Origin of the sequence: Halobellus captivus, from assembly GCF_003697845.1 — an archaeon.
In the GTDB taxonomy this organism is placed as follows: Archaea; Halobacteriota; Halobacteria; order Halobacteriales; family Haloferacaceae; genus Halorubrum; species Halorubrum glutamatedens.
In genome coordinates this window covers 192,521-215,102 of record NZ_RDQE01000005.1, presented here as the reverse complement: position 1 = coordinate 215,102, position 22,582 = coordinate 192,521, and the positions used below count along the sequence as shown (strand labels likewise).

At 69.4% G+C, this 22,582-nt stretch carries 25 protein-coding genes; 14 read left to right on the top strand and 11 right to left on the bottom strand.

Features of this window, described 5'->3' with window-relative positions:
- Nucleotides 1-46 precede the first annotated feature (46 nt).
- The 3 genes from EAO78_RS07840 to EAO78_RS07830 all read right to left on the bottom strand — a co-directional run bounded on the left by EAO78_RS07840 (nt 47) and on the right by EAO78_RS07830 (nt 2,279).
- On the bottom strand, nt 47-955 hold the full coding sequence (locus EAO78_RS07840; RefSeq protein ID WP_122105291.1) for a thiamine-phosphate synthase family protein: 909 nt from the start codon (nt 953-955) through the stop codon (nt 47-49).
- Nucleotides 952-1,566 carry a dCTP deaminase gene (dcd, locus tag EAO78_RS07835; protein WP_122105290.1) on the bottom strand — a complete coding sequence of 205 codons (615 nt, stop codon included), beginning with the start codon at nt 1,564-1,566 and terminating at the stop codon, nt 952-954. Before dcd ends, EAO78_RS07840 begins: the two co-directional genes overlap by 4 nt.
- Before the next feature lie 65 nt (nt 1,567-1,631).
- Complete coding sequence (locus EAO78_RS07830) at nt 1,632-2,279, bottom strand: AIM24 family protein (RefSeq protein ID WP_122105289.1); 648 nt, start codon at nt 2,277-2,279, stop codon at nt 1,632-1,634.
- Nucleotides 2,280-2,399: 120 nt separating this feature from the next.
- Here EAO78_RS07830 and pth2 point away from each other — a divergent pair, with 120 nt between their 5' ends.
- From pth2 to EAO78_RS07810, 4 genes are all read left to right on the top strand, one after another.
- Nucleotides 2,400-2,738 (top strand): peptidyl-tRNA hydrolase Pth2, encoded by a 339-nt coding sequence (gene pth2, locus EAO78_RS07825; protein WP_122105288.1) that lies wholly within the window; start codon nt 2,400-2,402, stop codon nt 2,736-2,738.
- Nucleotides 2,739-4,313, top strand: a complete 1,575-nt coding sequence (gene truD / locus EAO78_RS07820) for a tRNA pseudouridine(13) synthase TruD (RefSeq protein ID WP_122105287.1) — start codon at nt 2,739-2,741, stop codon at nt 4,311-4,313.
- Nucleotides 4,314-4,443: 130 nt separating this feature from the next.
- The gene (locus EAO78_RS07815) at nt 4,444-4,998 is read left to right on the top strand and encodes a GMP synthase subunit A (RefSeq protein WP_122105286.1); all 555 of its coding nucleotides are present in this window, start codon (nt 4,444-4,446) and stop codon (nt 4,996-4,998) included.
- A gap of 99 nt (nt 4,999-5,097) precedes the next feature.
- Entirely contained in the window at nt 5,098-7,113 is a 2,016-nt protein-coding gene (locus tag EAO78_RS07810; protein ID WP_122105285.1) for a DUF2070 family protein, read from the top strand.
- Nucleotides 7,114-7,198: 85 nt separating this feature from the next.
- Here EAO78_RS07810 and EAO78_RS07805 read toward each other — a convergent pair whose 3' ends face one another.
- From EAO78_RS07805 to EAO78_RS07785, 5 genes are all read right to left on the bottom strand, one after another.
- Entirely contained in the window at nt 7,199-7,480 is a 282-nt protein-coding gene (locus EAO78_RS07805) for a DUF3194 domain-containing protein (RefSeq protein WP_122105284.1), read from the bottom strand.
- Between the two features lie 6 nt (nt 7,481-7,486).
- Nucleotides 7,487-7,870 (bottom strand): prefoldin subunit beta, encoded by a 384-nt coding sequence (locus EAO78_RS07800; RefSeq protein ID WP_122105359.1) that lies wholly within the window; start codon nt 7,868-7,870, stop codon nt 7,487-7,489.
- A gap of 141 nt (nt 7,871-8,011) precedes the next feature.
- Nucleotides 8,012-8,344 (bottom strand): KEOPS complex subunit Pcc1, encoded by a 333-nt coding sequence (locus EAO78_RS07795; RefSeq protein WP_122105283.1) that lies wholly within the window; start codon nt 8,342-8,344, stop codon nt 8,012-8,014.
- A 13-nt stretch (nt 8,345-8,357) separates the two neighbouring features.
- Complete coding sequence (locus EAO78_RS07790; protein ID WP_007994536.1) at nt 8,358-8,492, bottom strand: DNA-directed RNA polymerase subunit P; 135 nt, start codon at nt 8,490-8,492, stop codon at nt 8,358-8,360.
- The gene (locus tag EAO78_RS07785; protein ID WP_122105282.1) at nt 8,492-8,758 is read right to left on the bottom strand and encodes an eL43 family ribosomal protein; all 267 of its coding nucleotides are present in this window, start codon (nt 8,756-8,758) and stop codon (nt 8,492-8,494) included. Before EAO78_RS07785 ends, EAO78_RS07790 begins: the two co-directional genes overlap by 1 nt.
- Before the next feature lie 238 nt (nt 8,759-8,996).
- Here EAO78_RS07785 and EAO78_RS07780 point away from each other — a divergent pair, with 238 nt between their 5' ends.
- A complete protein-coding gene (locus EAO78_RS07780; RefSeq protein WP_122105281.1) occupies nt 8,997-9,923 on the top strand; it encodes a sulfide-dependent adenosine diphosphate thiazole synthase in 927 nt (308 codons plus the stop codon).
- A 34-nt stretch (nt 9,924-9,957) separates the two neighbouring features.
- Here the strand turns inward: EAO78_RS07780 and EAO78_RS07775 are convergent, their stop codons facing one another.
- Nucleotides 9,958-10,755, bottom strand: coding sequence for a class I SAM-dependent methyltransferase (locus EAO78_RS07775; protein WP_122105280.1), 798 nt, complete (start codon nt 10,753-10,755; stop codon nt 9,958-9,960).
- A gap of 101 nt (nt 10,756-10,856) precedes the next feature.
- Complete coding sequence (locus EAO78_RS07770; RefSeq protein WP_122105279.1) at nt 10,857-11,759, bottom strand: DUF7351 domain-containing protein; 903 nt, start codon at nt 11,757-11,759, stop codon at nt 10,857-10,859.
- Nucleotides 11,760-12,061: 302 nt separating this feature from the next.
- Here EAO78_RS07770 and pyk point away from each other — a divergent pair, with 302 nt between their 5' ends.
- The 4 genes from pyk to EAO78_RS07750 all read left to right on the top strand — a co-directional run bounded on the left by pyk (nt 12,062) and on the right by EAO78_RS07750 (nt 15,533).
- Complete coding sequence (gene pyk, locus EAO78_RS07765) at nt 12,062-13,822, top strand: pyruvate kinase (protein WP_122105278.1); 1,761 nt, start codon at nt 12,062-12,064, stop codon at nt 13,820-13,822.
- 83 nt (nt 13,823-13,905) lie between these two features.
- Nucleotides 13,906-14,136 carry a DUF7312 domain-containing protein gene (locus EAO78_RS07760; RefSeq protein ID WP_122105277.1) on the top strand — a complete coding sequence of 77 codons (231 nt, stop codon included), beginning with the start codon at nt 13,906-13,908 and terminating at the stop codon, nt 14,134-14,136.
- Nucleotides 14,137-14,302: 166 nt separating this feature from the next.
- Nucleotides 14,303-14,962: an NfeD family protein gene (locus EAO78_RS07755; protein ID WP_122105276.1), complete on the top strand. Its 660-nt coding sequence runs from the start codon at nt 14,303-14,305 to the stop codon at nt 14,960-14,962.
- A 91-nt stretch (nt 14,963-15,053) separates the two neighbouring features.
- Nucleotides 15,054-15,533: a hypothetical protein gene (locus EAO78_RS07750; RefSeq protein ID WP_136516492.1), complete on the top strand. Its 480-nt coding sequence runs from the start codon at nt 15,054-15,056 to the stop codon at nt 15,531-15,533.
- 105 nt (nt 15,534-15,638) lie between these two features.
- On the opposite strand, the gene EAO78_RS07745 is transcribed toward EAO78_RS07750, so the two are convergent.
- Nucleotides 15,639-17,720, bottom strand: a complete 2,082-nt coding sequence (locus tag EAO78_RS07745; RefSeq protein ID WP_122105274.1) for a helicase HerA domain-containing protein — start codon at nt 17,718-17,720, stop codon at nt 15,639-15,641.
- A gap of 183 nt (nt 17,721-17,903) precedes the next feature.
- Between EAO78_RS07745 and purE the strand changes: the two genes are divergently transcribed.
- From purE to EAO78_RS07720, 5 genes are all read left to right on the top strand, one after another.
- Nucleotides 17,904-18,521, top strand: coding sequence for a 5-(carboxyamino)imidazole ribonucleotide mutase (gene purE / locus EAO78_RS07740; protein ID WP_122105273.1), 618 nt, complete (start codon nt 17,904-17,906; stop codon nt 18,519-18,521).
- A 133-nt stretch (nt 18,522-18,654) separates the two neighbouring features.
- A complete protein-coding gene (locus EAO78_RS07735; RefSeq protein ID WP_379749067.1) occupies nt 18,655-19,893 on the top strand; it encodes an MFS transporter in 1,239 nt (412 codons plus the stop codon).
- Nucleotides 19,894-20,049: 156 nt separating this feature from the next.
- Entirely contained in the window at nt 20,050-20,469 is a 420-nt protein-coding gene (locus tag EAO78_RS07730) for an NADH-quinone oxidoreductase subunit A (RefSeq protein WP_122105358.1), read from the top strand.
- Nucleotides 20,466-21,164: an NADH-quinone oxidoreductase subunit B gene (locus EAO78_RS07725; protein ID WP_122105271.1), complete on the top strand. Its 699-nt coding sequence runs from the start codon at nt 20,466-20,468 to the stop codon at nt 21,162-21,164. The genes EAO78_RS07730 and EAO78_RS07725 overlap by 4 nt, the downstream gene beginning before the upstream one ends.
- Nucleotides 21,161-22,582, top strand: a 1,422-nt coding sequence (locus EAO78_RS07720; protein WP_238987645.1) for an NADH-quinone oxidoreductase subunit D-related protein, incomplete at its 3' end; no start/stop codon positions are given. The genes EAO78_RS07725 and EAO78_RS07720, both read left to right, overlap by 4 nt.

Sequence of the window (22,582 nt, the reverse complement as noted above, 5' to 3'; positions counted from 1 at the left end):
TGGATACGCGTCAAAAGCCCGCTGGTTTCCGGGTGCGGGACCGCGCTTACAACAGCTTCCGGACGACCCGCGCCGCCTCGGGCGCGGTCGGCGCGAGGACGTACACGATCGGCTCGACGCCGACCGCCCCGGTCTGATAGCACACGAGGGTGTCGGTTCCGTCCGGGAGGTCCGCGGCCGCGACCGCGTCGACGACCGCCTCCCGCGTCGGGCGCTCGGGGTCGAACTCGACGGTCGGGTGTGACTCGGCGAGTTCCGCGACGAGATCGGGGTCGTATCGGAGGTTCACCGCCCCGCGGGCCGACGAGCCGGCCTCGCGGGCGGCGAGCAGCACGGTCGCGACGTGCTCGCTCACGCCGAACTCCGGCTCGCCGGGGACCATCGCGCGACCCTTCACGTCGACGAGCCGCCCGGGGACGGCGGCCACGTCGTCGACGGAACCCGCGTCCGCCAGACGCTCGACGACGTTCGCGCCGACGTTCGGGATGAGCCCGGCGAACCCGGAGGCGTTCGTCAGGGTCCGGAGTCCCCGCCGGACCGACGCGAGGACCGCCTCGCGCTCGCGGAGCCCGCTGTCGGGGTCGTGGACCGAGAACTCCACGTCGGCGGCGGCGAGTTCCGGCATCGCCTCCTCGTGGAGCTCCGCGAGGAGGTCGCCCTCCTCGAGTTGCCGGATCAGCACCTCTATCTCGACGAGCGACGCGACCGGGCTCATGTCGCCGCTCGCGAGCCCCTCGCCGACCCGATCCACGAGGTCGCGCACGCGCTCGTCGGCGACGATCCGCTCGTGGCGGGCCACGTCGCCGTGGGCGTACTTCGAGACGGCCGACTGCGAGATGCCGAGCGCGTCGGCGACCTCACGCTGGGTGAACCCGCGCTCGCGGAGGTCCTCGGCCAGCATCGAGCGCACCGTCGGGAGGAACTCGTCGACGACGACCTCCTCGATGAACTTCATTGGCCTTCACCATCCGATTCCGCCCCGTCATCGTCGTCGAACTCCGGGTCCGAGCCGATCCGCGACGCCTGCGGGCCGTCCTGGTCCTGGTACTTCGAGCCGCGCTCGTTCCCGTACGGCCGTTCGGCCGGCGACTTGAGCTCCGTGAAAGTGAGTTGTGAGACGCGCATCCCGGGCGAGAGCGCGACCGGCGCGGTCCCGAGGTTCGACAGCTCGAGCGTGATCTGGCCCTTGTATCCGGGGTCGCACAGCCCGGCGGTCGCATGGACCACGATGGCGAGCCGGCCGAGCGACGACCGCCCCTCGACGTGTGCGACGAGGTCGTCCGGGATCTCGACGCGCTCGGTCGTCGTCCCGAGCACGAAGTCGCCGGGATGGAGGATGAACTCCTCGCCCTCCGGGACCGTGGTCTCCGTGACGTACTCGCCGACTTCGTCGGCCTCGGTCGGGTGGATACAGGGGATGTTGGTGCGCTGGAACTCCAGGAACCGCTCGCCGAGCCGGAGGTCGACGCTCGCGGGCTGGACCTGCTGGTCGACGTCCGCGAGCGGCTCGATGGCGAGGTCCCCGGCCGCGAGGCGGTCGAGGATGTCCGCGTCCGACAGGATCATGCCGGGAGAGGGGACGGGTACGACCTAAAGGCTCCCGGAAGCCGTCGGGGACCGCTGCCGATCGCTCACTCCTCGTGGGGCTGAACCACCACGAACCCCTCGGCGCCGGTGAACTCCATCTGGATCGACTCGCCGGAGGTCTGGCCGAACTCGAACGTCTTGTTGATCGACACCGACGGCGAGAGCCCGCTGCTCCACGCCACGGTCGCGTCCGGGTCGGTGAAGACGGGCGGCTCCAACACGACGGGGTCGCCGTGCGTGGAGATCGCCACCTGTCCCGGTCCGGTGAGGTAGACGTTCGTCAGCCCGCCCGCAGCCGCCTCCGAGACGCTGCTTATCGTGTTGATCTCGTAGTCGACGGAGGACTCGAACGCGAGCACGTCGGTGCCGCTGACGGAGATCGACTCGCCGGGATCGAGATCGAGTATCCGCACCTTCTTGCTCTGCTCTGCGACGTAGAGGTAGCCGCTCCCCTCCGCCTCCATCACGGGCGTGCCCTCGCCGCTCACCGCCTCCTTGAGGAATCCCTTCACGCCGCCCTCGGCGGAGGACCTGCCGGTGAACGTCACGTCGCCCGTGTACGCCACCATCGAGCCGGCCTTCACCGTCACGGTCCCGTCGAGCGGGACCCCGAGCAGCCGGTTGTTCTCCTTTCGAAACTCGTCGCCGTCGCGGTCTGGCGCGCTCGTGCGCGCGAACTCGTCCAGATCCATGGGGGAAACCAAGCGCCGCGGGGACGACGCGGTCTGGATCCGCGAGGGCGGCAAAATAAAACCCGGCGATCCGAACGTCCGAGAGAACAGAGCTATACCCACGGCCGGGCTCCTTCCGGTATGAAACAGGCGATCGTCGCCCGCCGGGACCTCGGGATGGGCGAGGGAAAACTCGCCGCGCAGGTCGCACACGCGTCGCTTTCGGCCTACGAGGACACGGGCCGTCGAAGCCGAAAGAAGTGGAAGGGCTCGGGACAGAAGAAGGTCGTTCTCGGCGCCGACTCCGAGAGCCAGCTGTTCGAGCTCGCCGACAAGGCCGACACGGAGGGGATCCCGTACGCGGTCATCCGCGACGCCGGACACACCGAACTGGAGCCGGGAACGGTCACCGCGCTCGCGGTCGGTCCCGCGAGCGACGACCTCGTCGACCGCGTCACGGGCGACCTCCCCCTCTACTGAATGGTCGACCCTTCTCCTGACGATCCCTCCCTCGACGACTCCTCCCCCGACGACCCCTCTCCTCGACCCCTTCGCGAGGCCCACCCCGTCGAGCGCGCTGTCGGCATCGACGGCTATCTCAGCGACGCCGACGGGATCGGCGGCCGGCTCCGCGAGCGACCGGAGGACTTCCGCGTGACCGAACTGGAGGCGTTCGAGCCGGACCCGCTCGATTCGGACCGCGGCGGCTACCCCGAGCTCGTCGTCCGCGTCACGCTCCGGAACTGGGACACGAACGACTTCGCGCGTCGGGTCTCGGACGCGCTCTCGATCAGCCGCGAGCGCGTCTCGTGGGCGGGAACGAAGGACAAACGCGCCGTGACGACCCAACTGTTCACGCTTCGCGGCGTCGACCCCGGAGACCTGCCCGAGATCCGCGGCGTCGAGATCGAGCCGATCGGTCGGGCCGGCCGCGGGCTTTCGTTCGGCGACCTCGCCGGTAACGCCTTCGAGATCCGCGTCGCCGACACGGTCGCGGAAAGCGAGGAGCGCGTTGCGACCATCGCCCGCGACCTCCGCGCGTTCGCGGGCGGAGACCCGGACGACCCGGAGGCTCCCGTCGCGGTCCCCAACTACTTCGGCCAACAGCGGTTCGGCAGCGTCCGCCCCGTCACGCACCTGGTCGGGCTCGCGGTCGTCCGCGGCGACTTCCGGGAGGCGGTCCGGCTGTACGCCGGCAACCCCTCCCCGGCCGAGCCGGACGACACGCGCGCCGGCCGGCGGCGCGTCGACGACGCGTTCGGGGTCGAGGCGGTCGAGCCGCCGACGGACGACCGCGATACGGGCGACGACGTGGACGACGACACCGCCGAGGACGACGCGGACCTCCCCGATCACGGCCACGCTCCCGGCGTCGTCGCCGCCGGTACCGGCGACGGCGACTGGCGGGCGTGTCTCGAGGCGATGCCCCGGAAGCTCCGGTTCGAGCGCGGGATGCTCTCGCGGCTCGCCGAGGAGGAGGTCGACCCGGCCGCGCCGCCCGAGCACGACGACTGGCGGCACGCCCTCGAGGCGGTTCCCTCGAACCTCCAGCGGCTCTTCGTCAACGCGGCCCAGTCCGTCCTCTTCAACCGCATCCTGAGCGAGCGGCTGCGGCGCGGGCTCCCCTTCGACCGCCCGGTCGCGGGCGACGTGGCGTGTTTCGCCGACCGCGACGCACCCGACGGGCTGTACGCGCCCGACCCCGACCGCGAACAGCGGGTGACCGACGAACGGGTGTCGGTGATGGAACGCCACTGCGCGCGCGGTCGGGCGTTCGTCACCGCGCCGCTCGTCGGCACCGACGCCGAACTCGCCGACGGCGAGCCCGGCGAGATCGAGCGGGCGGTCCTCGACGACGCCGGGATCGAGCCCGCCGACTTCGCGCTTCCGGGCGAGTTCGACTCGACCGGAACCCGCCGGGCGATACAGGTCCGGACCGACCTCGAGGTGACGTTCGAGGCGGGCGACCCCACCTTCGCGTTCGCGCTCCCGAGCGGGTCGTACGCGACGGTCCTCCTCCGGGAGTTCACGAAGGTCGACCCGCTGGAGCGATAGCGGGTCGACTCCCGACCTACCGACGTGTTGATCCACGAAAATGGATCGTTCCGGCGGATCGTAGCCGAGAACCGACACGACCCTGCGACGGTTCCGAGCCGTTTTTGTGCCGCCCCCGCGGATCGACTCCATGACACGGATCGTCGTTCTCGACCTCCACGGCCAGTTCACCCACCTGGAGCGGCGCGCGCTCCGGGACATGGGCGTCGACACCGCTATCCTCGACGCCGACACGCCGCCCGCCGAGGTCGACGCGGACGGGGTCGTCCTCTCCGGCGGCCCCGACATGGACCGTATCGGGCGGGCGCGCGAGTACCTCGACCTCGAGGTCCCCGTCTTCGGGATCTGCCTGGGGATGCAGGTGATCGCCGACGAGCGCGGCGGGCGCGTCGGCGGCGGCGACTACGGCGGCTACGCCGACGTCGACGTGGAGATCGTCGACGACGAGGACCCGCTCGTCGGGTCGCTCGCGCCCGACACCCGCGTGTGGGCCTCCCACGCCGACGAGGTGAAGGAGTTGCCGGACGGGTTCACCCACACCGCGACCTCCGACGTCTGCGGGATCGAGGCGATGTCGAACGTCGAGGAGGGGCTGTACGGCGTCCAGTGGCACCCCGAGGTCGCCCACACCGAGGAGGGCGAGGAAGTGTTCGAGAACTTCGTCGCGATCTGCGAGTCGGGGTAGCGTCATCCACGGGCCGGCGGAGTGGACGGCGGCTGACCCGACTCCCCGGTCGCCCGCGAGCCGGAGAGATTTTCATCCGCGGGCGAGAACCGCACAGCCGTGACCGCGACACAGGGGCGGCTCGCCGGGCTCTCCAAGTTCATCTTCCGCGCGCCACGTTGGCCCAGGACGCTCGCGTTCGCCGTGCTCCTCGGCGGGCTCACGGGGATCGCCGTCTTCGACTCCGCTTCGACGATGGGGTCGAGGTATCCCGTGTTGCTCGTCGGCCAGGACGCCTGGCAGGGGATCGTCTTCCTCGGGGCGCCGACGGTCGTCGCCGCGCTCACGACGACGACGATCGACCGCGCGCTCGGCGGCGGGCTCACCAACGACCGGTCGGCGCTTCTGGCGCTTCTGTGCGAGCTGTTCGTCGTCGTCGTGCTCGTCGTCGCCGGCGTCTTCGCCGCCGTCCTCGGGCTCTCCCAGCGGTTCGTCTTCGACGCGCTCGTCGTCGCGCTCGCGTCGATCTTCGCCCTCCGGCTTCTCGCCGTCCTCGCGGTCTCTCGGGTCTCGCTGCCCGTCGCCAGCGTCCCCGCGTCGGTCCAGACGGTCGTCGCCGCCGTCCTGCTGTTCGTGTACGGCGGGACCGCGCGCCTCCTCATCGACGGGGGATCCGCCTACGAGGCGTACGTCGTGTTCCTCTCGCGAACCGACCACGGCCCGCCGATATTCGACGCGGTGACGCTCGACCACTTCCTGTTGTTGGCGGCGCTCTGTCTGCTCTACGCGGTCGCCGTCTGGGCGTTCCTCGTCGCGGTCGAGCGCCCCTGGCGGCGCGCGCTCGATGTCTCGGTGCTGGACTTCATCCGCGGGTTCATCGGCTACGCCGCCGAGGAGTCCCGCGATCTGGAGCGGTTCTTCGAGCGGCTCGGACAGGAGGCGGTCGTCCCCGTCTCGGTGCTGTCGTTCCGGACCCTCGCGGACGACGAGGATCCGAACGATCGCGATGGCGACCCGAACGACCGCGACGGCGCTGACCGGGAATCGGCGACCACCGACGGCGGGGCGGTCGATCCCGACCGGCTCGGCGAGGAGAAGGCCCGGTTCGTGTTGCCGATGATCCATCCCGGTCCGTTAGGCGAGATCGGCGGCGGTGACCTCCCACGTCGGGTCGCGCTCTCGGCAGAGGGGATCGGGTTCCCGCCGCACGCGACCGCCGGCCACGACTTCAACCTCGTCTCCGAGACGGAGGTCGACTGCGTCATCGACGCCGCCGACCGCGCGCTCGACGGCGCGACGTTCCGGCGGGAGGGGACGGTCCCGCTCTCGGTCGAGTCCGGCGAGTCGTCGATGCTCGCCCAGCGGTTCGGCGACGCCGCGCTCGCGGTCTCCACGTTCGCGCCGGGTTCGGCCGACGACGTCGACTTCGCGGTCGGCCAATCCGCGCGCGCGGAGTTCCGAAGCGACGGGGTGGCGGACGTGCTCCTCGTCGACGGCCACAACTGCCACACCGGGCTGTCGGGGGCCGGTCCCGACCTCGGACACGTCACGCCGGGGTCGAAACGCTCCTACGACCTGTACGACGCCGCCGGGCTCGCCGGGGAGGAAACGGCCGAGGCCGACCGCGGCCGGACGGAACTCGGCGTGGCGTGGGACCCGACCGGGTGGACGCCCGAGGAGGGGATCGGCCCGCTCGGCGTCCGCGTCGCGGTCACGCGCGTCGCCGGCGTCGAGGCCGCCTACGTCCTCATCGACGGCAACAACATGGTTCCCGGGCTCCGCGAGGACGTGCTCTCGGCCGTCCGCGAGGCGACCGGCGTCGACCACGTCGAGGTGATGACCACCGACAACCACGTCGTCAACCGCACCCGCGCGGACAACCGGGTCGGCGGGGAGGTCGACGCGGACGCGCTGTGCGAGACGGTCCGGTCGCTCGCGGTCGACGCGCGCGAGGACCTCGAGCCCGTCGCCGTCGGCGGGGGGACGGAACGCACGACGGTGACGGTGTTCGGCAACGACCGAACCGAGACGCTGGCGACGCAGGCCAACGCCGCGCTCTCGCTCGGGGCGGCGTTGGCGGCGGCGGTGACGCTCTTCGCCATGTCGGTGAGCGTACTGTTGTTCTTCCTGACGTGAGCGGTCCCGAGCGCCCTCGAGCGACCTGAACGGCGCGTCCGCTCGGAACGAAACGAACCGTAGGCGGAGAGGATCGGTCCGCCGCCTACTCCTCGAACAGTTCGTCGACGGCGTCGCCCGCGGCCTCCGTGGCCGCCTCGGCGACCGCCTCGGGGTCGGGATGGTCGGGGCCGTCCGGGGCGTTCAGGTAGACGTCCACGTCGAGGACGCCGTCCTCGAAGGTGATCGTGACGTCGAGGTCGGTCACGGCCGACTGGTCGTATCGTTTGAAAACGACACCCTCGGCCGCCTCGGCGGCGGTCCGGACGACTTCCTCGTCGGTGGGGTCGGCGTCGGCTTTCCCGTCGCTCGACGCGTCCTCGTTCATCGGTCGTTACGCGCCGCCCGCGCCCGGGCCGCCGGGACCCATCGGGCCGCCGCCGGCGCCGCCCTGGAGCATCTGCTGGAGCTCGCCCTGGAGGTCGTCGAACTGCTCCTGGACGCGCTCCTCCTGCTTCTCGAGCTGCTCGACGCGGACCTCGAGGGAGTCGACCTTGTTCTCGAGGTCGTCGTAGGCGGACTCGTAGTCGGTCTCGACGAGAACCTCGCCGATCTCGCGGTACATGCCGGCGTCCTCGTCGACGTCCTCTAAGGCGTCGAGCGCCGTCTTCGACTCGTTGAGCGCCGTCTTCGCCTGCTCCTTCTGCTCCGCGACCTGCTGTGCGGTCTCCTGCAGCTCCTGAAGCTCCTCTATCTTCTCCTGTGCCTCGGGCGGCATGTTCCCTTGCATGGGTGGACCGAGACGGTCCGGACGGAAAAACCCCCGACTTCTCCGATGAGGACGAAAACCGCCGAAAATGGACGGAAGACGGTCCGAAACGGATGAAGTCGATCGATCGACGGGTTCCCGATCGGCGCGCTACCGGTCGTCGTCCTCTCGATCGACGTATCGTCCCCGGCTCACCCGTTCGGCGACCGCGACCAGTCGCGACCAACTGGTGATACCCGCCCGCAACGCGACGAGGTCCGTGGCGGTCACGCGGACGCGAACGGCGGACCCGTCCCGGGAGACGGTCGCCCGCGACCGCGACTCGTCGAGCTCGCCGACCTCGGGCGCGAGCGCGTCGGCGACGGTCCTCGCGCGGGGCTCGTCGGGGTACTCGAAGGAGAGAAGCGTCCCGTGGTCGCGGTCGACGTCGGCCGCCGGCGCGGCGTCGGCGGGTTCGGTCGTCGACGCGTCGCGGTCGGTCACGGCGGGGGTCCGGCTACTCGACGTCGACTTCCTTGATGTCGCCGCCGCGCTCCTTCAGGAGGACGCGGTGGCCACAGTAGGGACAGCGGACGCCGCCGTACTCGTCGAGCGTGACGTCGCGCTTACAGCGGGAACACTTGTAACTCATTATTCCTCGTCGGCGAGCGCGGCGCGGATGGAGCGGCGGACGGTCCGACCGCCGGGAGTCTCGGGGCGGTAGGCCCCGCCGGTGAACGTCTCGCCGGTCTCCTCGTTCACCCAGATGCCGGTGCCGACGCGCTTGACGTCGTCGCCGTCGACGGTCGCGTTGCGCATCTCCGCTTCGATGTCCTTGACCCGCTTTCTGGCGACGCGGCCGTACCGGGCCCCGAATCGGCCCGCGCTGCCGGTGCTTCGTGCCTTGTCCTCAGCCATAGTGTGCCCGAATACCCCGAGCGTGCGTAAAAAGGCTACGAGTCGGCCACGCCCGTGCGTCTCCGTGGCGCGTTCCGTTCGTTCCCCTCTCGATGGCCGCTCCCGTTCGTTCCCCTCCCGATGGCCGCTCCCGTTCGTTCCCCTCCCGATGGCCGCTCCCGTTCGCCCTCCTCACGATAACCCGAGCGGTTCCGACCACAACGACTAATACAACTTAGTAGTATTACTCGGTCGTACCATGGAGTTCGACGGCTTCAGCGACGTGAGCGAGACGGACGTAACGCGCGCCATCGGTCGGGACTGGTCCGAGGAGTTCCTCGAGTTCTCCGAAAGCGATGCCATCGTGATCGGGGGCGGCCCGTCCGGACTGATGGCGGCGAAGGAACTCGCCGACCGCGGCGTGAAGGTGATGGTCGTCGAGAAGAACAACTACCTCGGCGGCGGCTTCTGGCTCGGCGGCTTCCTCATGAACAAGGTGACCGTCCGCGACCCCGCCCAGGAGGTGCTCTCCGACCTCGACGTCGACTTCGAGCCCGCCGACGGCGTCGAGGACCTCTACGTCGCCAACGGACCGACGGCGTGTTCGGGGTTGATCAAGGCGGCCTGCGACGCGGGGGCCAAGATCCAGAACATGACCGAGTTCACCGACCTCGTCGTCCGCGAGGACCACCGCGTCGGCGGGATCGTGATGAACTGGACGCCCGTCCACGCGCTCCCGCGCGAGATCACCTGCGTCGACCCGATCGCGGTGGAGGCCGAGGTCGTGATCGACGCCACCGGCCACGACGCGGTCGCGATCTCCAAGCTCGACGAGCGCGGCGTGTTCTCCGCGCCCGGGATCGAACACGCCAGGGCACACGACGGGGGGATGGACGCGACGGGCGACGACGAGTACGGCGCGCCAGGCCACGACTCGCCCGGCCACGACTCGATGTGGGTCGGCGAGAGCGAGGACGCGGTCGTCGAACACACCGGCGTCGTCCACGACGGACTCGTCGCGAGCGGCATGGCGGTCGCGACGGCCTACGGGCTCCCGCGGATGGGGCCGACCTTCGGCGCGATGCTCGTCTCCGGCAAGCGCGCGGCACAGGCCGCACTCGACGAGCTCGGCGTCGACGCCGGCGACGTCGAACTCTCCTCGCGACCCGCCCCTGCCGACGACTGACCGACGACCGGCTTCGACCCCCGTTTCGGTCGATCTAGCTCGGATCGACCGTGCCCGCGGTGACCCGCGCGAACCCCGCGATCTCGCGCGTCGTGGTCGCGTCCGAACACCGCTCGTGGATCCGACGGTGTGCGGCCAGCGCCCGCTCGTCGAGGACCTCGACCGCCCGCCGCTTCCGTTTCTCCCGGTCGCCCCGCCCCTCCTGGTCGTTCCCGTCGCGGAGCCCGTCGTCCCATCCCGACGGAGCCGCGGCACGGACGATCCCGGCGAATCCCGGATTGAGGAGGCGGCCGAGCGGCCGGGTGCTCCGTGCGAGCCCCGCGATACAGACGCGACCCGACCGGCGGCGGGATCGGTCCGGTCCTCCTCGCGTGTCGGCGACGAGCCCGCACCACCCGTCGACCGCGCCCGCGGGGTCCTCGAGCATGCCGGTGAGGAACGTCGCGAGCACGGCGTCGACCTCGATCGACCGGAATCGCTCGTTCCCGTCGTCGACGTCGGCCCCTGTCGGTATCGGCGATCGCCTCGCGTCCGCGCGGGCGACGTGGACGTTCCGCCAGCCCGCCCGTTCGATCCGGCCACGAGCGCGGTCGAGCATCCCGGCCGAGACGTCGAGTCCGATCACGGTTCCGCCCGGACCGACTCGATCGCGGAGGGGCGACAGGTTCGCGCCGGTTCCACACCCCATCTCGACGACGACGTCGCCGCGCCCCGGATCGAGCACGTCGACGACCCGCCGGCGGAGCCCGGCGACGATCGGCGCGTCGGCCGCGATCCGGTCGTAGAATCCGGCGTGGCGCGTGTACGGCGTCGTGGCGTCGCCCCCGGTCATGGATGGCCTTCGGCGGCGATCGGCAAAAGTCGTCGGGGCGGTCCCCTTGGCTGCCCGAGGTTTCGAGTCGATCGTGCCCGTTGGGCGGCGTTCTGGATCGACTACTCCCGCCGGACCTCGAGTTCGTCGTCGACCCGGAAGCGGATCCCGTCCGGGGTCTCGAAGACGAGCTCCGCGTCCCCGACGGTGACCGGCCACGACATCACCGTGGCGAGGCGGTCCCACCCGGGAGCGATCCCGTTCGTCGCGAAGAAGTCCGCCATCGGCTCGCGGTCGTCGGTGGCGTAGAGCGGGTGTGACAGGTGTCGGTGCCCGCAGTGGGTACACGCGAACCGGACCATCCCGTCGTGGTTCACGTGGCTGAACCCGTATCCGTCGTCTCCCGGTTTCTCGCCGTCGCCGGGGGGAAGCGTGACCCTCACGCCGTGTCCACAGTTCGGACAGAACCCGTCGGCCATCGCTCGAAAGGTGTGTACCGACCTGAGATGCGAGCGTTCGAAGGCGGTCTCGATGTCGATCCCCGACACGCCCGACGGCGGGTACGAGAGCGACGCGAGCGTGCCGTCGGCGACGAGCTCGTGATCGATCAGTCCGATACACTCCCGACACTGCGTCACGAGATACCCTCTGCGGTAGAATGCCTGAATGCCTCCTCCACAGCGGTAACACTCCCCGTCGACCTGCGTCGCCTCGACGTTTGGGTCGGCCGTGAACGCGCCGGTCCGCCGGAGCCGGATCACCTCCCGGCCGGACTCGGCGAGCCGATACCCGGTCTCGGTCTTCGTGACGAACCGGTCGGTGAGCTTGTCGAGGTGGTAGCTGAACCGGCCGCTGTCCTCGACGCCGACGTCGGCTTTGATCGTCGAGTACGTGGCGTTGCCCGCGAGCGGTCCGGATGCGACCGTCCGATCGTACAACGAATCGAGGATGGCGAGCCTGACCTCGCTGTCGAGAACGGAGAACGCGAGCGCGTCGCGGGATCGAGCCGAGGCGAGGCTTTCCATTCGTCGATCCACAGTGTTAGTAAGTTCATATGTATTTCGTTCCAAATGACACTTCGTGTCGCACGACCGTCCGAACGGCGCCCGACTCGGTCGTCGTCTCTCGTCCTCCCTTCGCCCGGCAGTCCCGTCGGGGCTCGCGTCGGACCCGTCGTGCGGCCTCGAATCCGTCGTGATCGACCCGGATCGTTTCTCGTCGTTCGGCCGTATCGTGGCTTCTGGACGGCTCTATCTCTCGTATCTGGTCTCGCACGGATCGCGGCTCGACCGTGTGGCTTTTTCCGAGGCTGTGCCGAACGGAGGGTATGCGAAACGCCAAGATCGTCTGTACGCTGGGGCCGGCGTCGGACGACCGGAACACGATCCGCGGTCTCGCGACCGCGGGGATGTCGGTCGCCCGACTCAACGCCAGCCACGGGACGACGGCCCACCGCGAGGACGTCATCGAGCGCGTCCGCGACGTCGACGACGAGATCGACGACCCGCTCGCGGTGATGGTCGACCTGAAGGGTCCCGAGGTTCGAACCGCCGAGATCGACGACCCGATCCGGATCGAGACCGACTCCGAGGTGGCGTTCCACGAGGGGACGGACGCCACGCCGGAGCGGATCGGGCTTACCCACTCGATCGCCGCGGCGGCTTCCGGCGACACGGTCCTCCTGGACGACGGCCGGATCGAGTGCCGCGTCGAGCGGGTCGACGAGGACGGTTCGGTCGTCGCGCGGGTGGTCTCCGGGGGCGAACTCGGCTCCCGGAAGGGGGTCAACCTCCCGGGGGTCGCGATCGACGTCGACCTCATCACGCCGGAGGACGAGGGGGAGCTCCGGCTCGCCGCACGCGCGGACGCCGACTTCGTCGCCGCCTCGTTCGTCCGCGACGCCGACGACGTCTACCGGATCGCCGACCGTCTCGAGGAGTACGGCGGCGACGACGTCCCGGTGATCGCGAAGATCGAGCGCGCCGGAGCGGTCGAGAACCTGTCGGGCATCGTCGACGCCGCCGACGGCGTGATGGTCGCCCGCGGCGATCTCGGCGTCGAGTGTCCGCTCGAGGACGTACCCATGATCCAGAAACGGATCATCCGTACCTGCGTCGACCGAGGCGTTCCGGTGATCACGGCGACCGAGATGCTGGACTCGATGATCCGCTCCCGACGGCCCACCCGCGCGGAGGCCTCCGACGTCGCCAACGCGGTCCTCGACGGGACCGACGCGGTGATGCTCTCGGGCGAGACCGCCATCGGCGACCACCCGATCCGGGTCGTCGAGACGATGGACCGGATCGTCCGCGAGGTCGAGACCAGCGAGGAGTACGCCGAGACGCGCGAACAGCGGGTGCCGGCCGCCGCCGACGGCTCCCGGACCGAGGCGCTGGCGCGCTCGGCACGGTACCTCGCCCGCGACATCGGCGCGTCGACCGTGGTCGCGGTCTCGGAGTCCGGATACACCGCCCGGAAGACCGCCATGTTTCGCCCCGGGGTTCCGGTGGTCGCGACCACGCCGGACGACCGCGTGCGACGCCAGCTCGCGCTGTCGTGGGGCGTCCAGCCGGTCACCACCGAATACGCCCACGACATGGAGACCGTCCTCGACAACGCCGTCGACGCCGCGATCGACACCGGTGCGGCCGCCTCCGGCGACACCCTCGTGGTCCTCTCGGGGATGTTGACGGAACTGGAGGGGACGAACACCACGAACACGCTGAAGGTCCACATCGCGGCCGAGACGGTCGCCACCGGGAAGGCGGTCGTCGCCGGCCGCGTGGCCGCCCCGGTCCATCGGAGCGCCGACGGCGACCTCTCCGTGGTTCCGGAGGGATCGATCGTCGCGCTCGAGTCCGACTTCGATGGCGAGTTCACCGGCGACCTCGACCGGATCGCCGGGATCGTCGACGCCCGTCCCGGGATGACCGGCTACCCCGCGGTCGTCGCCCGTGAACTGGGCGTGCCGATGGTCTCCGGCGTGACGCTGCCCGACTCCGTGGCGGACGGGACCACGCTGACGCTCGACGGCGAGCGCGGCGTCGTGTACGACGGCGACGTGATCGCACCGGCCCGACGACGGTAGCGTCCGATCGGTCTTCGCCCGGCGAACCGCGTCCGACGAGCCGCACCCGCCAGCCATTTATCGGGCACGCGTCTACCACGGGTATGAGCGGCGACGACACCCGAAGCCGGGCGAACGAGGTCCGTGACGACGGCGGCGATGACGGTCGCGAGTGGCGTTTCGGCATCGACGACGTGGGTCCCGACGGGGTGACCGAGGACACGTCGACCCCCGAGAGCGAGCCGATCGAGCCCGGATCCATCGACGCCGAACACGCCGCGTTCGTCGTCCTCGGGGTCGCGCTCGTCGTCGGCGTGTTCGTCTTCGGTTTCTGAACGTCGTCTTCGGTTTCTGAACGTCGTCTTCGGTTTCTGAACGTCGTCTCCGGTTCTCTCGTCCGCTCTCCTGATGGGCCGTCGGGGACGTTTCGTGGTCCTCCGCCGTGTCCCACGGGACTTCGTCGTACCACCACTTATCCGCCTCCCAGCCGTATAGCGGCGCATGGACGTGCTCTTCCAGGCGGGCCTGATCGGTCCGGACACGCTTCCGCTGCTGTTGTTGACGGCGGGGCTTCTGTTGGCGATGGCGGAGGCGCTCGCGCCGGGCGCGAACTTCATCGTCGTCGGCATCGCGCTCATCGGTGCGGGACTTGGCGGACTACTGCTCGCGACCCTCGGCGTCGCCTTCGGCGGCCTGGTGTTCGTGATGGCGATCCTCACCCTCGTGTTCGGCGTGGCCGCGTTCTACGGCTACCACGAGTTCGACCTCTACGGCGGGAAGGGACAGGCCCAGACCAGCGACAGCGACAGCCTGAAGGGGAAACTCGGAACCGTCTCGGAGACCGTGACCCCGCGGGGCGGGCAGGTGAAACTCGAGGGCGGCGGCTTCAACCCGCACTACTCGGCGCGCTCCATCGAGGGAACCATCGAGGAGGGCGAGGAGGTCATGGTCGTCGATCCCGGCGGCGGCAACGTCGTCACCGTCCAATCGATGACGTACGTCGAGGACGACATCGACCGCGAACTCGCCGCCGACCGAGCCCGAAAGGAGGCGGACGCCGACGACGGCACCGCGGAAGCTGCCGGCGAGCCGAGCGAGGACGCCGACTCGGACGAGACCGCGACTGCCGAGGTCGACGCGGAGCGCGACCGCTCACGGTAGTTCTCCCGTGGAATCGAACCGCCGGTCGGGTGTGCATCCGACGGGGGCATGACGCTCGTCTGACTGACATTTATCGGCGTCGATGCGGTATATGATATCTCGACACATGATCCCCGACCCCTCCGTCGTGAGCGCCCACGGTCGAAGCGAACCGGACGGTAGCGAGCGGTACGCGTCGGGAAACCCTGTCGGTCCGATCTCGGCGGCTCGAAGCGATCCGCCCGATCGGAAACCTTCCGCGAACCGACGAAGTGGCCCGTCGAATCGGGGAGGAAGCCTCCCGGATCGAGATTCCGACCGGTCCGACGGCGAGGACGAGTCTCCGGATGAAGGCCGCTTCCTGGACGCGGATCGCTCCCCGGACGAGACGGAGTCGATCGACGACGAGATCGCGCGTCTGGAAGCCGAGATCGAGCGCAGGGATCGACACCTCCGGTACGTCATCGAGCGATACGAACGACTTCTCGAGGAGAAGGACCGTCGGCTCTCCGAGGAACGAACGGAGGCGTCGGACGACGTCTGGTCGGCGGTCCGCTCGACGGTCGCGCGTCTCCTTCCGGGCGACCGATAGCGGTTCCCGGTTCGTCGGTCCGATCCGTTTGACGCGTTTCGACGGCTCGCTTCGCTCGCCTTCATTCGCCCCCCGAACGGTCGATTCCCGTCCACTCGGTCCCGCTCACTCGTCGCCGTTTCGTCCGCGCTCCGCGAGTCGCCGTGCCGCCTCGCTCAGCTCCGACTCGTCCGATCGATCCGTGCCCGTCCCGTCGTCCAACGGTACTCCCTCGATCCCGGCCGCGTGGTCGTCGGTCTCCGCGGGTCGGGTAGCTCCGCTCTGCGGATCGGCCCCCACGGATTCACCGATCTCCCCTGACGAGGCGTCCCGATCACCGACCTCCCCCGGAGCCGCGTCCGGCGGATACGCCCGCTCTCCGGGCGGGACGAACGCGGTTTCGACCGCGCGGACGACCTCCCGAACCGACTCCTCGTCGAGACGGTCGGCGTACGCCTCGCGGATCAGGTCCGGGACGGCGTACGCGTAGTGGCCGCGCCCGGCGTGACGAATGAGTCCGGACTTCCGGATCGGACGGTGCCGGCTGTAGGCGTGGCCCGCGTCGCCGTCGCCGCCGGCGTCGATGTGGGCGGCCACGGGATCGCTCACCCCCTCGCGTCGGTAGTGTCGCAACATCCCGCGTGACAGCTCCGGGAGGGACTCGATCCGCCCGCGGAGCTCGTCGATGACCGCCTCGCGGGTGCCGAGCTCGATCGCGTCGTCGAACCGGAGCGCGCCCTCGGCCACGTCCGCGCGCGTCACGGGATCCACGTCGGCCGCCGGCTCGTTCCCGGCGAGGTCGTCCCGGCTCCGTCCTCGCCCGTCCGCGCCGACCCCACCGGCCGTACCGGCGCCGCCGTCGTCGTCCGATCGATCGGAGGGATCGCCGGAGCCGTCGGGGCCACCGTCCGCGTCCGCCGTCGGGAGTTCCGTTCCTCCCGCGTCTTCCGTTCCTCCCGTGTCAGTGCTTACGGTTCCGCTCCCGTCGTCCCCTCCGGTCTCGACCGCGTCGTCCGCCCCGACCCTGCTCGAGTCGTCCGTCCCGATCTCGACCCCCCCGTTCGCCTCGTCCGGATCCCCGTCGTACGCGCCGAGCGCGGACTGCGCCCGCTTCTCCGCGGCGACGGACCGTCCGGATCCCCCGCGGTAGGGTGCCTCCGCCTTGCCCAGGAGCGCCTGGGCGAACTGGTCGGCCATGTCGCTCAGGTCTCGGGCCTCCTCCAGCTCGCGTTCGAGCTGACGGATCCGCTGGTCCTTCTTCTCGAGCTCCTGGCGGAGATCGGCGAGCTCGGACTCGTGGCGCGCCTTCTCGTCGGAGATCGACTGGAGCTCCCCGACGAGGTCGCTCGAGACCGACTTGAGCTCCGGCCGCTCGAAGTCGTCGAGTCCGGGGGTCGCACCGGCGTCGAAGGTCCGCTTGCGATGGAACTGGATCCGGCGGATCGACTCGTCCCAGTCGGTCATCAGGAACGCCTCGCCGTCGCCGAGGTCCTCGACGGCGCTCGCGTACTTCGATCCGAGGATCCGGCCGACCACCTTCGTGTCGTTGTCCCAGGTGAGCCGGTGCCAGCAGAGCCAGTCGCACTGGGTGATGAAGTCCTTCTTGACGTCGGCGGGGCGCTGGCTGATCCCGACGATCCCGAGGCCGTGTTTCCGCCCGCGTTTGCCCACCTTGATCAGCATCTTGCCCGTCTCGTCCATCCCGCCGCCCTCCGGGATGTACTCGTGACACTCCTCGACGACGAGCAGGAAGGGCTTCTTCAGGCGCTTCTCCTTGGCGAACAGCTGCTTGACGACCTCCAGGAGCAGCTCGTTGGCCACGTCCTCCTCGAGGTAGCCGGAGACGTCGAGGATGATCGGGACGTTCTGTTCCAACGCGAGGTTCGCAAGCTTCTCGGCGTGTTCCGGGGAGACGACGATGTCGCACTCGTCGTCGGCGCCGGCGTGGAGGATCTCGTACTCCTCCTTCAGGCCGTAATATTCACCGTCCGTGTCGACGATCATGACCGGGAAACCGTTGGATAACAGGTTCTCGATCACGACGCTCGCGGTGTTGCTCTTCCCGGACCCGCTCTTGCCGGTGATAAACGAGCGGCCGGTGAGCACGTCGACCACCGGAAGCTCCACCGGCGACCCCGGTTCCGCCGTCGCGTCGCCGCCGATCCCCTCGCTGACGTCCGCGACGTGGATCGTCTCCTGCTCGGTCATACCCGTGACAGGTAGCGCCCGGGTCATAAACCATCGCCTCGGGACGTGGCCGTCGGTCGCCGCTGGTCACGGTCCTCCGGGCCGCGGCAGTCGGTGGCCTCGGGTCGTGGTGACCGGAGACGTCTCGACCGTTCGCGGGACGAAGCCGCAACGACTTACAGCCCGCCGGTCGATCCCGGATCCATGCCCACGGTCCAGGACCTCATCGACCGGCTCGAGACGGAAGCGGCGGCCGACGCCGACCCGGAGACGACCCCCGACGTGGGGATAATCATGGGTTCTGACTCGGACCTCCCGACGATGGAGGGCGCCTACGACGCGCTCTCGGAGCTCGGATTCGCCGAGCAGACCGACTTCGCGGAGCCGCCGGAGGCGCGGTTCACCTTCGAGAGCTACGTCGTCTCCGCACACCGCACCCCCGAACTCATGTACGCGTACGGCGAGACCGCGGCGGACCGCGGGCTGGACGTCATCGTCGCCGGCGCGGGCGGGAAGTCGGCGGACCTCCCGAACATGACCGCGTCGCTCGCGTATCCGATCCCCGTGATCGGGGTTCCGGTCCAGGAGAAATCCGTGGACTCCGTGATCGGGATGCCGACCGGCGCGCCGATCGTCGCCGTCGACGCCGGCAAGTCGTTCAACGCCGGACTGTCGGCCGCACAGGTGCTGGCGCGCGAACACGACGAGATCGAGGAGCGGCTGGTGGCGTACCACGAGGACCTCAAGGGCGGCGTCGCCGACGTCTCCGCCGACCTCCACGACCTGGGGATCGCGGGGTTCCGCGAGAAACACGGGGAGTGACGACCGGATCCGGCCGGGATTTTCGGGATCCGGCCGGCTTCCACAGGACTCGATCAACTTCCCCGGGATCCGGCCGGCTTCCCCGGGATCCGACGTGGTTTATGACCGCCACGACAACCACGCCCGAGTGACAGTGAGACCGATCGTTCGGCGGGTCGTGACGGGCGTCGACGGGCTCCGTGGCGACCCGCGGACGCCGGTCCTGATCGCCGTCGCGGGCGGGTGGTTCCTCTCGCTCGGCGTTCGGCTCGTCTATCCGGCGGTGATCCCGCACCTCCGGACCGCGTACGGGATCTCTCTCTCGACGGCCGGGCTCCTGCTCACCGTGTTGTGGCTGGCGTACGCGGTCGGACAGCTTCCGGGCGGGGTCCTCTCCGACCGGTTCGGCGAGCGGGCGGTGCTCGTGGCGAGCACGCTCGTCTCCGGGGCCGTACTGGGGTTGGTCGTCGTCGCCGGCGTCGTCGAGCTGTTGTTCGCCGCGACGGCGCTTTTCGGCCTGAGCACGGCGCTGTACGGGGTGTCCCGGTTCACCATTCTGTCGGCGGTCTATCCCGACAACGACGGAACCGCGATCGGGATCACGATGGCCGCCGGCGACCTCGGGAACACCGTGCTCCCGCCGTTCGCCGGCTTCCTCGCCGTCACGTTCGCCTGGCAGTTCGGGTTCGCGTTCGCGATCCCGGGGTTCCTGATCGCGGCGGTCGCCCTGTTCGTGACCCTCCCGAAGCCGAACGGCGGATCCGGAACCGCCGATCCGGACGGAACTGCACCCCTGCGGCGCGCGGTCGAGACGGGTCGAACCGTCGCCGGCGCGCTCCGAAGCCGGCCCGTGATCGTCGTGACGGCGATCCAGACGCTCGCCTACTGTGCCTGGCAGGCGTTCACCGGCTTCTATCCCACGTACCTGATCGACGTGAAGGGGCTCGCGCCGACGACGGCGACGCTGCTGTTCGGGGGCTTCTTCGCCATGGGCGTCGCGGTCAAGCCCGTGACCGGCCGCGCGTACGACCTGTACGGCGCGCGGCGGACGCTGCCCGTCGTGTTGGCGGTCGCGACCGTCTCGCTCGCGGTTCTCCCCTCCGTGGCATCGCTCCCCGGACTGGCAGTTCTGACGCTCGGACTCAGCGGCCTGCTCGGCTACTCGACGGCGACGCTCTCATATCTCACGTCCGCACTCCCGCCGGCCGTCCGTGGGTCCGGACTCGGCGTGCTCCGGACCGGATACATGGGTATCGGCGCGGGGAGCCCGGTCGTCGCCGGCGCCCTCGCGGACGCCGGCTTCTTCGACGAGGTGTTCCTCCTGTCGTCGGGGCTCGCCCTCGTCGCCGCCGGCTGTTGTCTGTTCCTGCCCCGACGGACGACGTCGACGTAGCTCGGACCGCGCCCGCGGTCGGGAATCCGACGAGGGCCCTCGTCCGGATGGCGGTCGGAGGTAGGCACCTTGATACCGGCTTCGGAGCGCCCGCGCGCACGAGTCTCAACGCTTATGAGGGGGCGGTTCAAACCCCAGGACGTTACGGAGACCTATATGAGTGATTGGATAGCGATCGGCGCCTTGGCGGCCGTCGGCCTCCTCATCCCGATCGGGATGATGACGGTTTCGGCGTTACTTCGCCCGAGCGTGCCTGAGACCGGTAAAAGTACTACCTACGAGTCCGGCGAGACCCCGACGGGCGGGACGCGGATCCGGTTCAACATCCAGTATTACATGGTCGCGCTGTTGTTCGTCGTCTTCGACATCGAGACCGTGTTGCTGTTCCCGTGGGCCGTCATCTACCGTCCGGCGATCGAGGCGGGTGTCCCCATGATCGACCTGCTGTGGCCGATGTTGGCCTTCGTCGGGATCCTCGCGATCGGACTCGGCTGGGCGTGGCGGACCGGGGCGGTCGAGTGGGCCCGGAGTTCCCGTGCGGCCAGCAGGAAGACGGAGCGTGACCTCAACACATGAGCAGCGACCAACCGTTCATTACCGACGAATCGCGCGTGGTAACCGAGACCCGCGACAGCCGCATGGAGGGCCAGGGAGACCGGTTCAACTCCCGGCTCCGGGAGGCGTTCGGTTCCTCCCCGTTCATCCTCACCAAGTTCGACAAGTTCCTGAACTGGTGTCGCGGCTCCTCGATGTTCATGCTGCAGTTCGGGATCGCCTGCTGTAGCATCGAGATGATGCACACGTACGCGGTGAAACACGACCTCGACCGCTTCGGCAGCGGGGTCCCCCGTGCGTCGCCGCGGCAGGCGGACGTGATGATCGTCCCCGGGACCATCGTCTCGAAGTTCGCCCCGCGGATGAAACGCGTCTACGACCAGATGCCGGAGCCGAAGTTCGTCGTCGGGATGGGATCGTGTACCATCTCCGGCGGGCCGTTCCAGGAGGGGTACAACGTGATCAAGGGCGCGGAGGAGGTCATTCCCATCGACATCCACGTCCCCGGCTGCCCGCCGCGTCCGGAGGCCCTCGTCTACGGGGTCGTCAAGCTCCAGGAGCGAATCGCGAACGGCGAGGCCGCCCCCGTGACGGTGAAGCCGTACGAGCTCGAGGAGTTCTCCGACCTCGAGAAGGACGAGCTCGTCGAAAAACTCGCCGACCAGATCGACGAGGACGAACTCGTCATGCGGTACAACTTCGCCGATTCACCATGAGCCTCGAAGCACCAGACACCACAGAGACGGACGGCGTCCCCGAGCGCACCCCCGACGAGTTGGAGGCGCTGCTCGGCGACCTCGTCATCGACCGCGACGACCACCTGAACGCGCCCGGGTTCGTGATCCGGCCGGACGCGGTCCAGGAGACGCTCTCGACCCTGAAATCCGAGGCGGGCTACGACCACCTCTCGCTCGTCACCGCTCAGGAGTACGAGAACCGATACGAGTCGATCTACCACCTGAAGAAGTTCGACGACCCGACCCGGGAGGTCAGCGTCGTCGTCCCCGCGGACAAGGACCGTCCGGTCTCGGAGTCGGGCGAGGCCGTCTTTCGGACGGCGGACTGGCACGAGCGGGAGGCGTACGACCTGATCGGGATCGAGTACGACGACCACCCCGACCTCCGGCGGATCCTCCTACCCGAAACGTGGCAGGGCCACCCGCTGTCGATGGACTACGACAGGGACCGCCCGCAGATCGCCACGCTGCCGGAGCACGCGAACCCGCTCGAGGACCACCATCGTGACGCCGAGTCGGACACGATGTTCCTCAACATCGGACCGCACCACCCGGCGACCCACGGCGTCCTCCACCTGAAGACGATCCTCGACGGCGAACAGGTGATCGACGTGGAGCCGGACATCGGTTACCTCCACCGCTGTGAGGAGCAGATGGCCCAGTCGGGCACCTACCGCCACCAGATCATGCCCTACCCCGACCGCTGGGACTACATCTCGGCGGGCCTGCTCAACGAGTGGGCGTACGCGCGTGCGGCGGAGGACCTCGCCGACATCGAGGTCCCCGAGTACGCGCAGGTCATCCGAACGATGGGCGCGGAGATGTGTCGCATCGCGGCGCACATGCTCGCGCTGGCGACGTTCGCGCTCGACGTGAACGGCGACTTCACCGCGACGTTCATGTACGCGATCAACGACCGCGAGCGCGTTCAGGACCTGCTGGAGGACCTGACGGGCCAGCGGCTGATGTTCAACTACTTCCGGCTCGGCGGCGTCGTCTGGGACCTGCCTAAGCCCCGTCAGGAGTTCTTCTCGAAGACGCGTGACTTCCTCGACCAGCTGCCCGGCTCCGTCGAGGAGTACCACGACCTGGTCACCGAAAACGAGATCTTCCAGATGCGGACCATCGACACGGGTATCCTGCCGCCGGAGGTCGCCAAGGAGTACGGCGCGACCGGCCCCGTACTTCGCGGGTCGGGCGTGGACTACGACCTGCGTCGGGACGACCCGTACGGCTACTACGACGAGCTGGACTGGGACGTCGTGACCGAGGACGGCTGTGACAACTACTCCCGGCTGCTCGTCCGGATGCGCGAGGTCGAGGAGTCCGCGAAGATCATCGAGCAGTGTGTCGACCTGCTCGAGGACTGGCCCGAGGAGGAGCGGAACATCCAGGCG

Bases quoted from the DNA above. Each gene is read 5' to 3' on its own strand.
- EAO78_RS07760 (WP_122105277.1), top strand. From the start codon at position 13,906: ATGAGCGGCGACGACACCCGAAGCCGGGCGAACGAGGTCCGTGACGAC.
- EAO78_RS07730 (WP_122105358.1), top strand. From the start codon at position 20,050: ATGAGTGATTGGATAGCGATCGGCGCCTTGGCGGCCGTCGGCCTCCTC.
- EAO78_RS07770 (WP_122105279.1), bottom strand. From the start codon at position 11,759: ATGGAAAGCCTCGCCTCGGCTCGATCCCGCGACGCGCTCGCGTTCTCC.
- EAO78_RS07745 (WP_122105274.1), bottom strand. From the start codon at position 17,720: ATGACCGAGCAGGAGACGATCCACGTCGCGGACGTCAGCGAGGGGATC.
- pth2 (WP_122105288.1), top strand. From the start codon at position 2,400: ATGAAACAGGCGATCGTCGCCCGCCGGGACCTCGGGATGGGCGAGGGA.
- EAO78_RS07815 (WP_122105286.1), top strand. From the start codon at position 4,444: ATGACACGGATCGTCGTTCTCGACCTCCACGGCCAGTTCACCCACCTG.
- EAO78_RS07780 (WP_122105281.1), top strand. From the start codon at position 8,997: ATGGAGTTCGACGGCTTCAGCGACGTGAGCGAGACGGACGTAACGCGC.
- EAO78_RS07775 (WP_122105280.1), bottom strand. From the start codon at position 10,755: ATGACCGGGGGCGACGCCACGACGCCGTACACGCGCCACGCCGGATTC.
- EAO78_RS07805 (WP_122105284.1), bottom strand. From the start codon at position 7,480: ATGAACGAGGACGCGTCGAGCGACGGGAAAGCCGACGCCGACCCCACC.
- EAO78_RS07750 (WP_136516492.1), top strand. From the start codon at position 15,054: ATGATATCTCGACACATGATCCCCGACCCCTCCGTCGTGAGCGCCCAC.
- dcd (WP_122105290.1), bottom strand. From the start codon at position 1,566: ATGATCCTGTCGGACGCGGACATCCTCGACCGCCTCGCGGCCGGGGAC.
- pyk (WP_122105278.1), top strand. From the start codon at position 12,062: ATGCGAAACGCCAAGATCGTCTGTACGCTGGGGCCGGCGTCGGACGAC.
- EAO78_RS07830 (WP_122105289.1), bottom strand. From the start codon at position 2,279: ATGGATCTGGACGAGTTCGCGCGCACGAGCGCGCCAGACCGCGACGGC.
- EAO78_RS07800 (WP_122105359.1), bottom strand. From the start codon at position 7,870: ATGCCGCCCGAGGCACAGGAGAAGATAGAGGAGCTTCAGGAGCTGCAG.
- truD (WP_122105287.1), top strand. From the start codon at position 2,739: ATGGTCGACCCTTCTCCTGACGATCCCTCCCTCGACGACTCCTCCCCC.
- purE (WP_122105273.1), top strand. From the start codon at position 17,904: ATGCCCACGGTCCAGGACCTCATCGACCGGCTCGAGACGGAAGCGGCG.
- EAO78_RS07785 (WP_122105282.1), bottom strand. From the start codon at position 8,758: ATGGCTGAGGACAAGGCACGAAGCACCGGCAGCGCGGGCCGATTCGGG.
- EAO78_RS07725 (WP_122105271.1), top strand. From the start codon at position 20,466: ATGAGCAGCGACCAACCGTTCATTACCGACGAATCGCGCGTGGTAACC.
- EAO78_RS07755 (WP_122105276.1), top strand. From the start codon at position 14,303: ATGGACGTGCTCTTCCAGGCGGGCCTGATCGGTCCGGACACGCTTCCG.
- EAO78_RS07840 (WP_122105291.1), bottom strand. From the start codon at position 955: ATGAAGTTCATCGAGGAGGTCGTCGTCGACGAGTTCCTCCCGACGGTG.
- EAO78_RS07790 (WP_007994536.1), bottom strand. From the start codon at position 8,492: ATGAGTTACAAGTGTTCCCGCTGTAAGCGCGACGTCACGCTCGACGAG.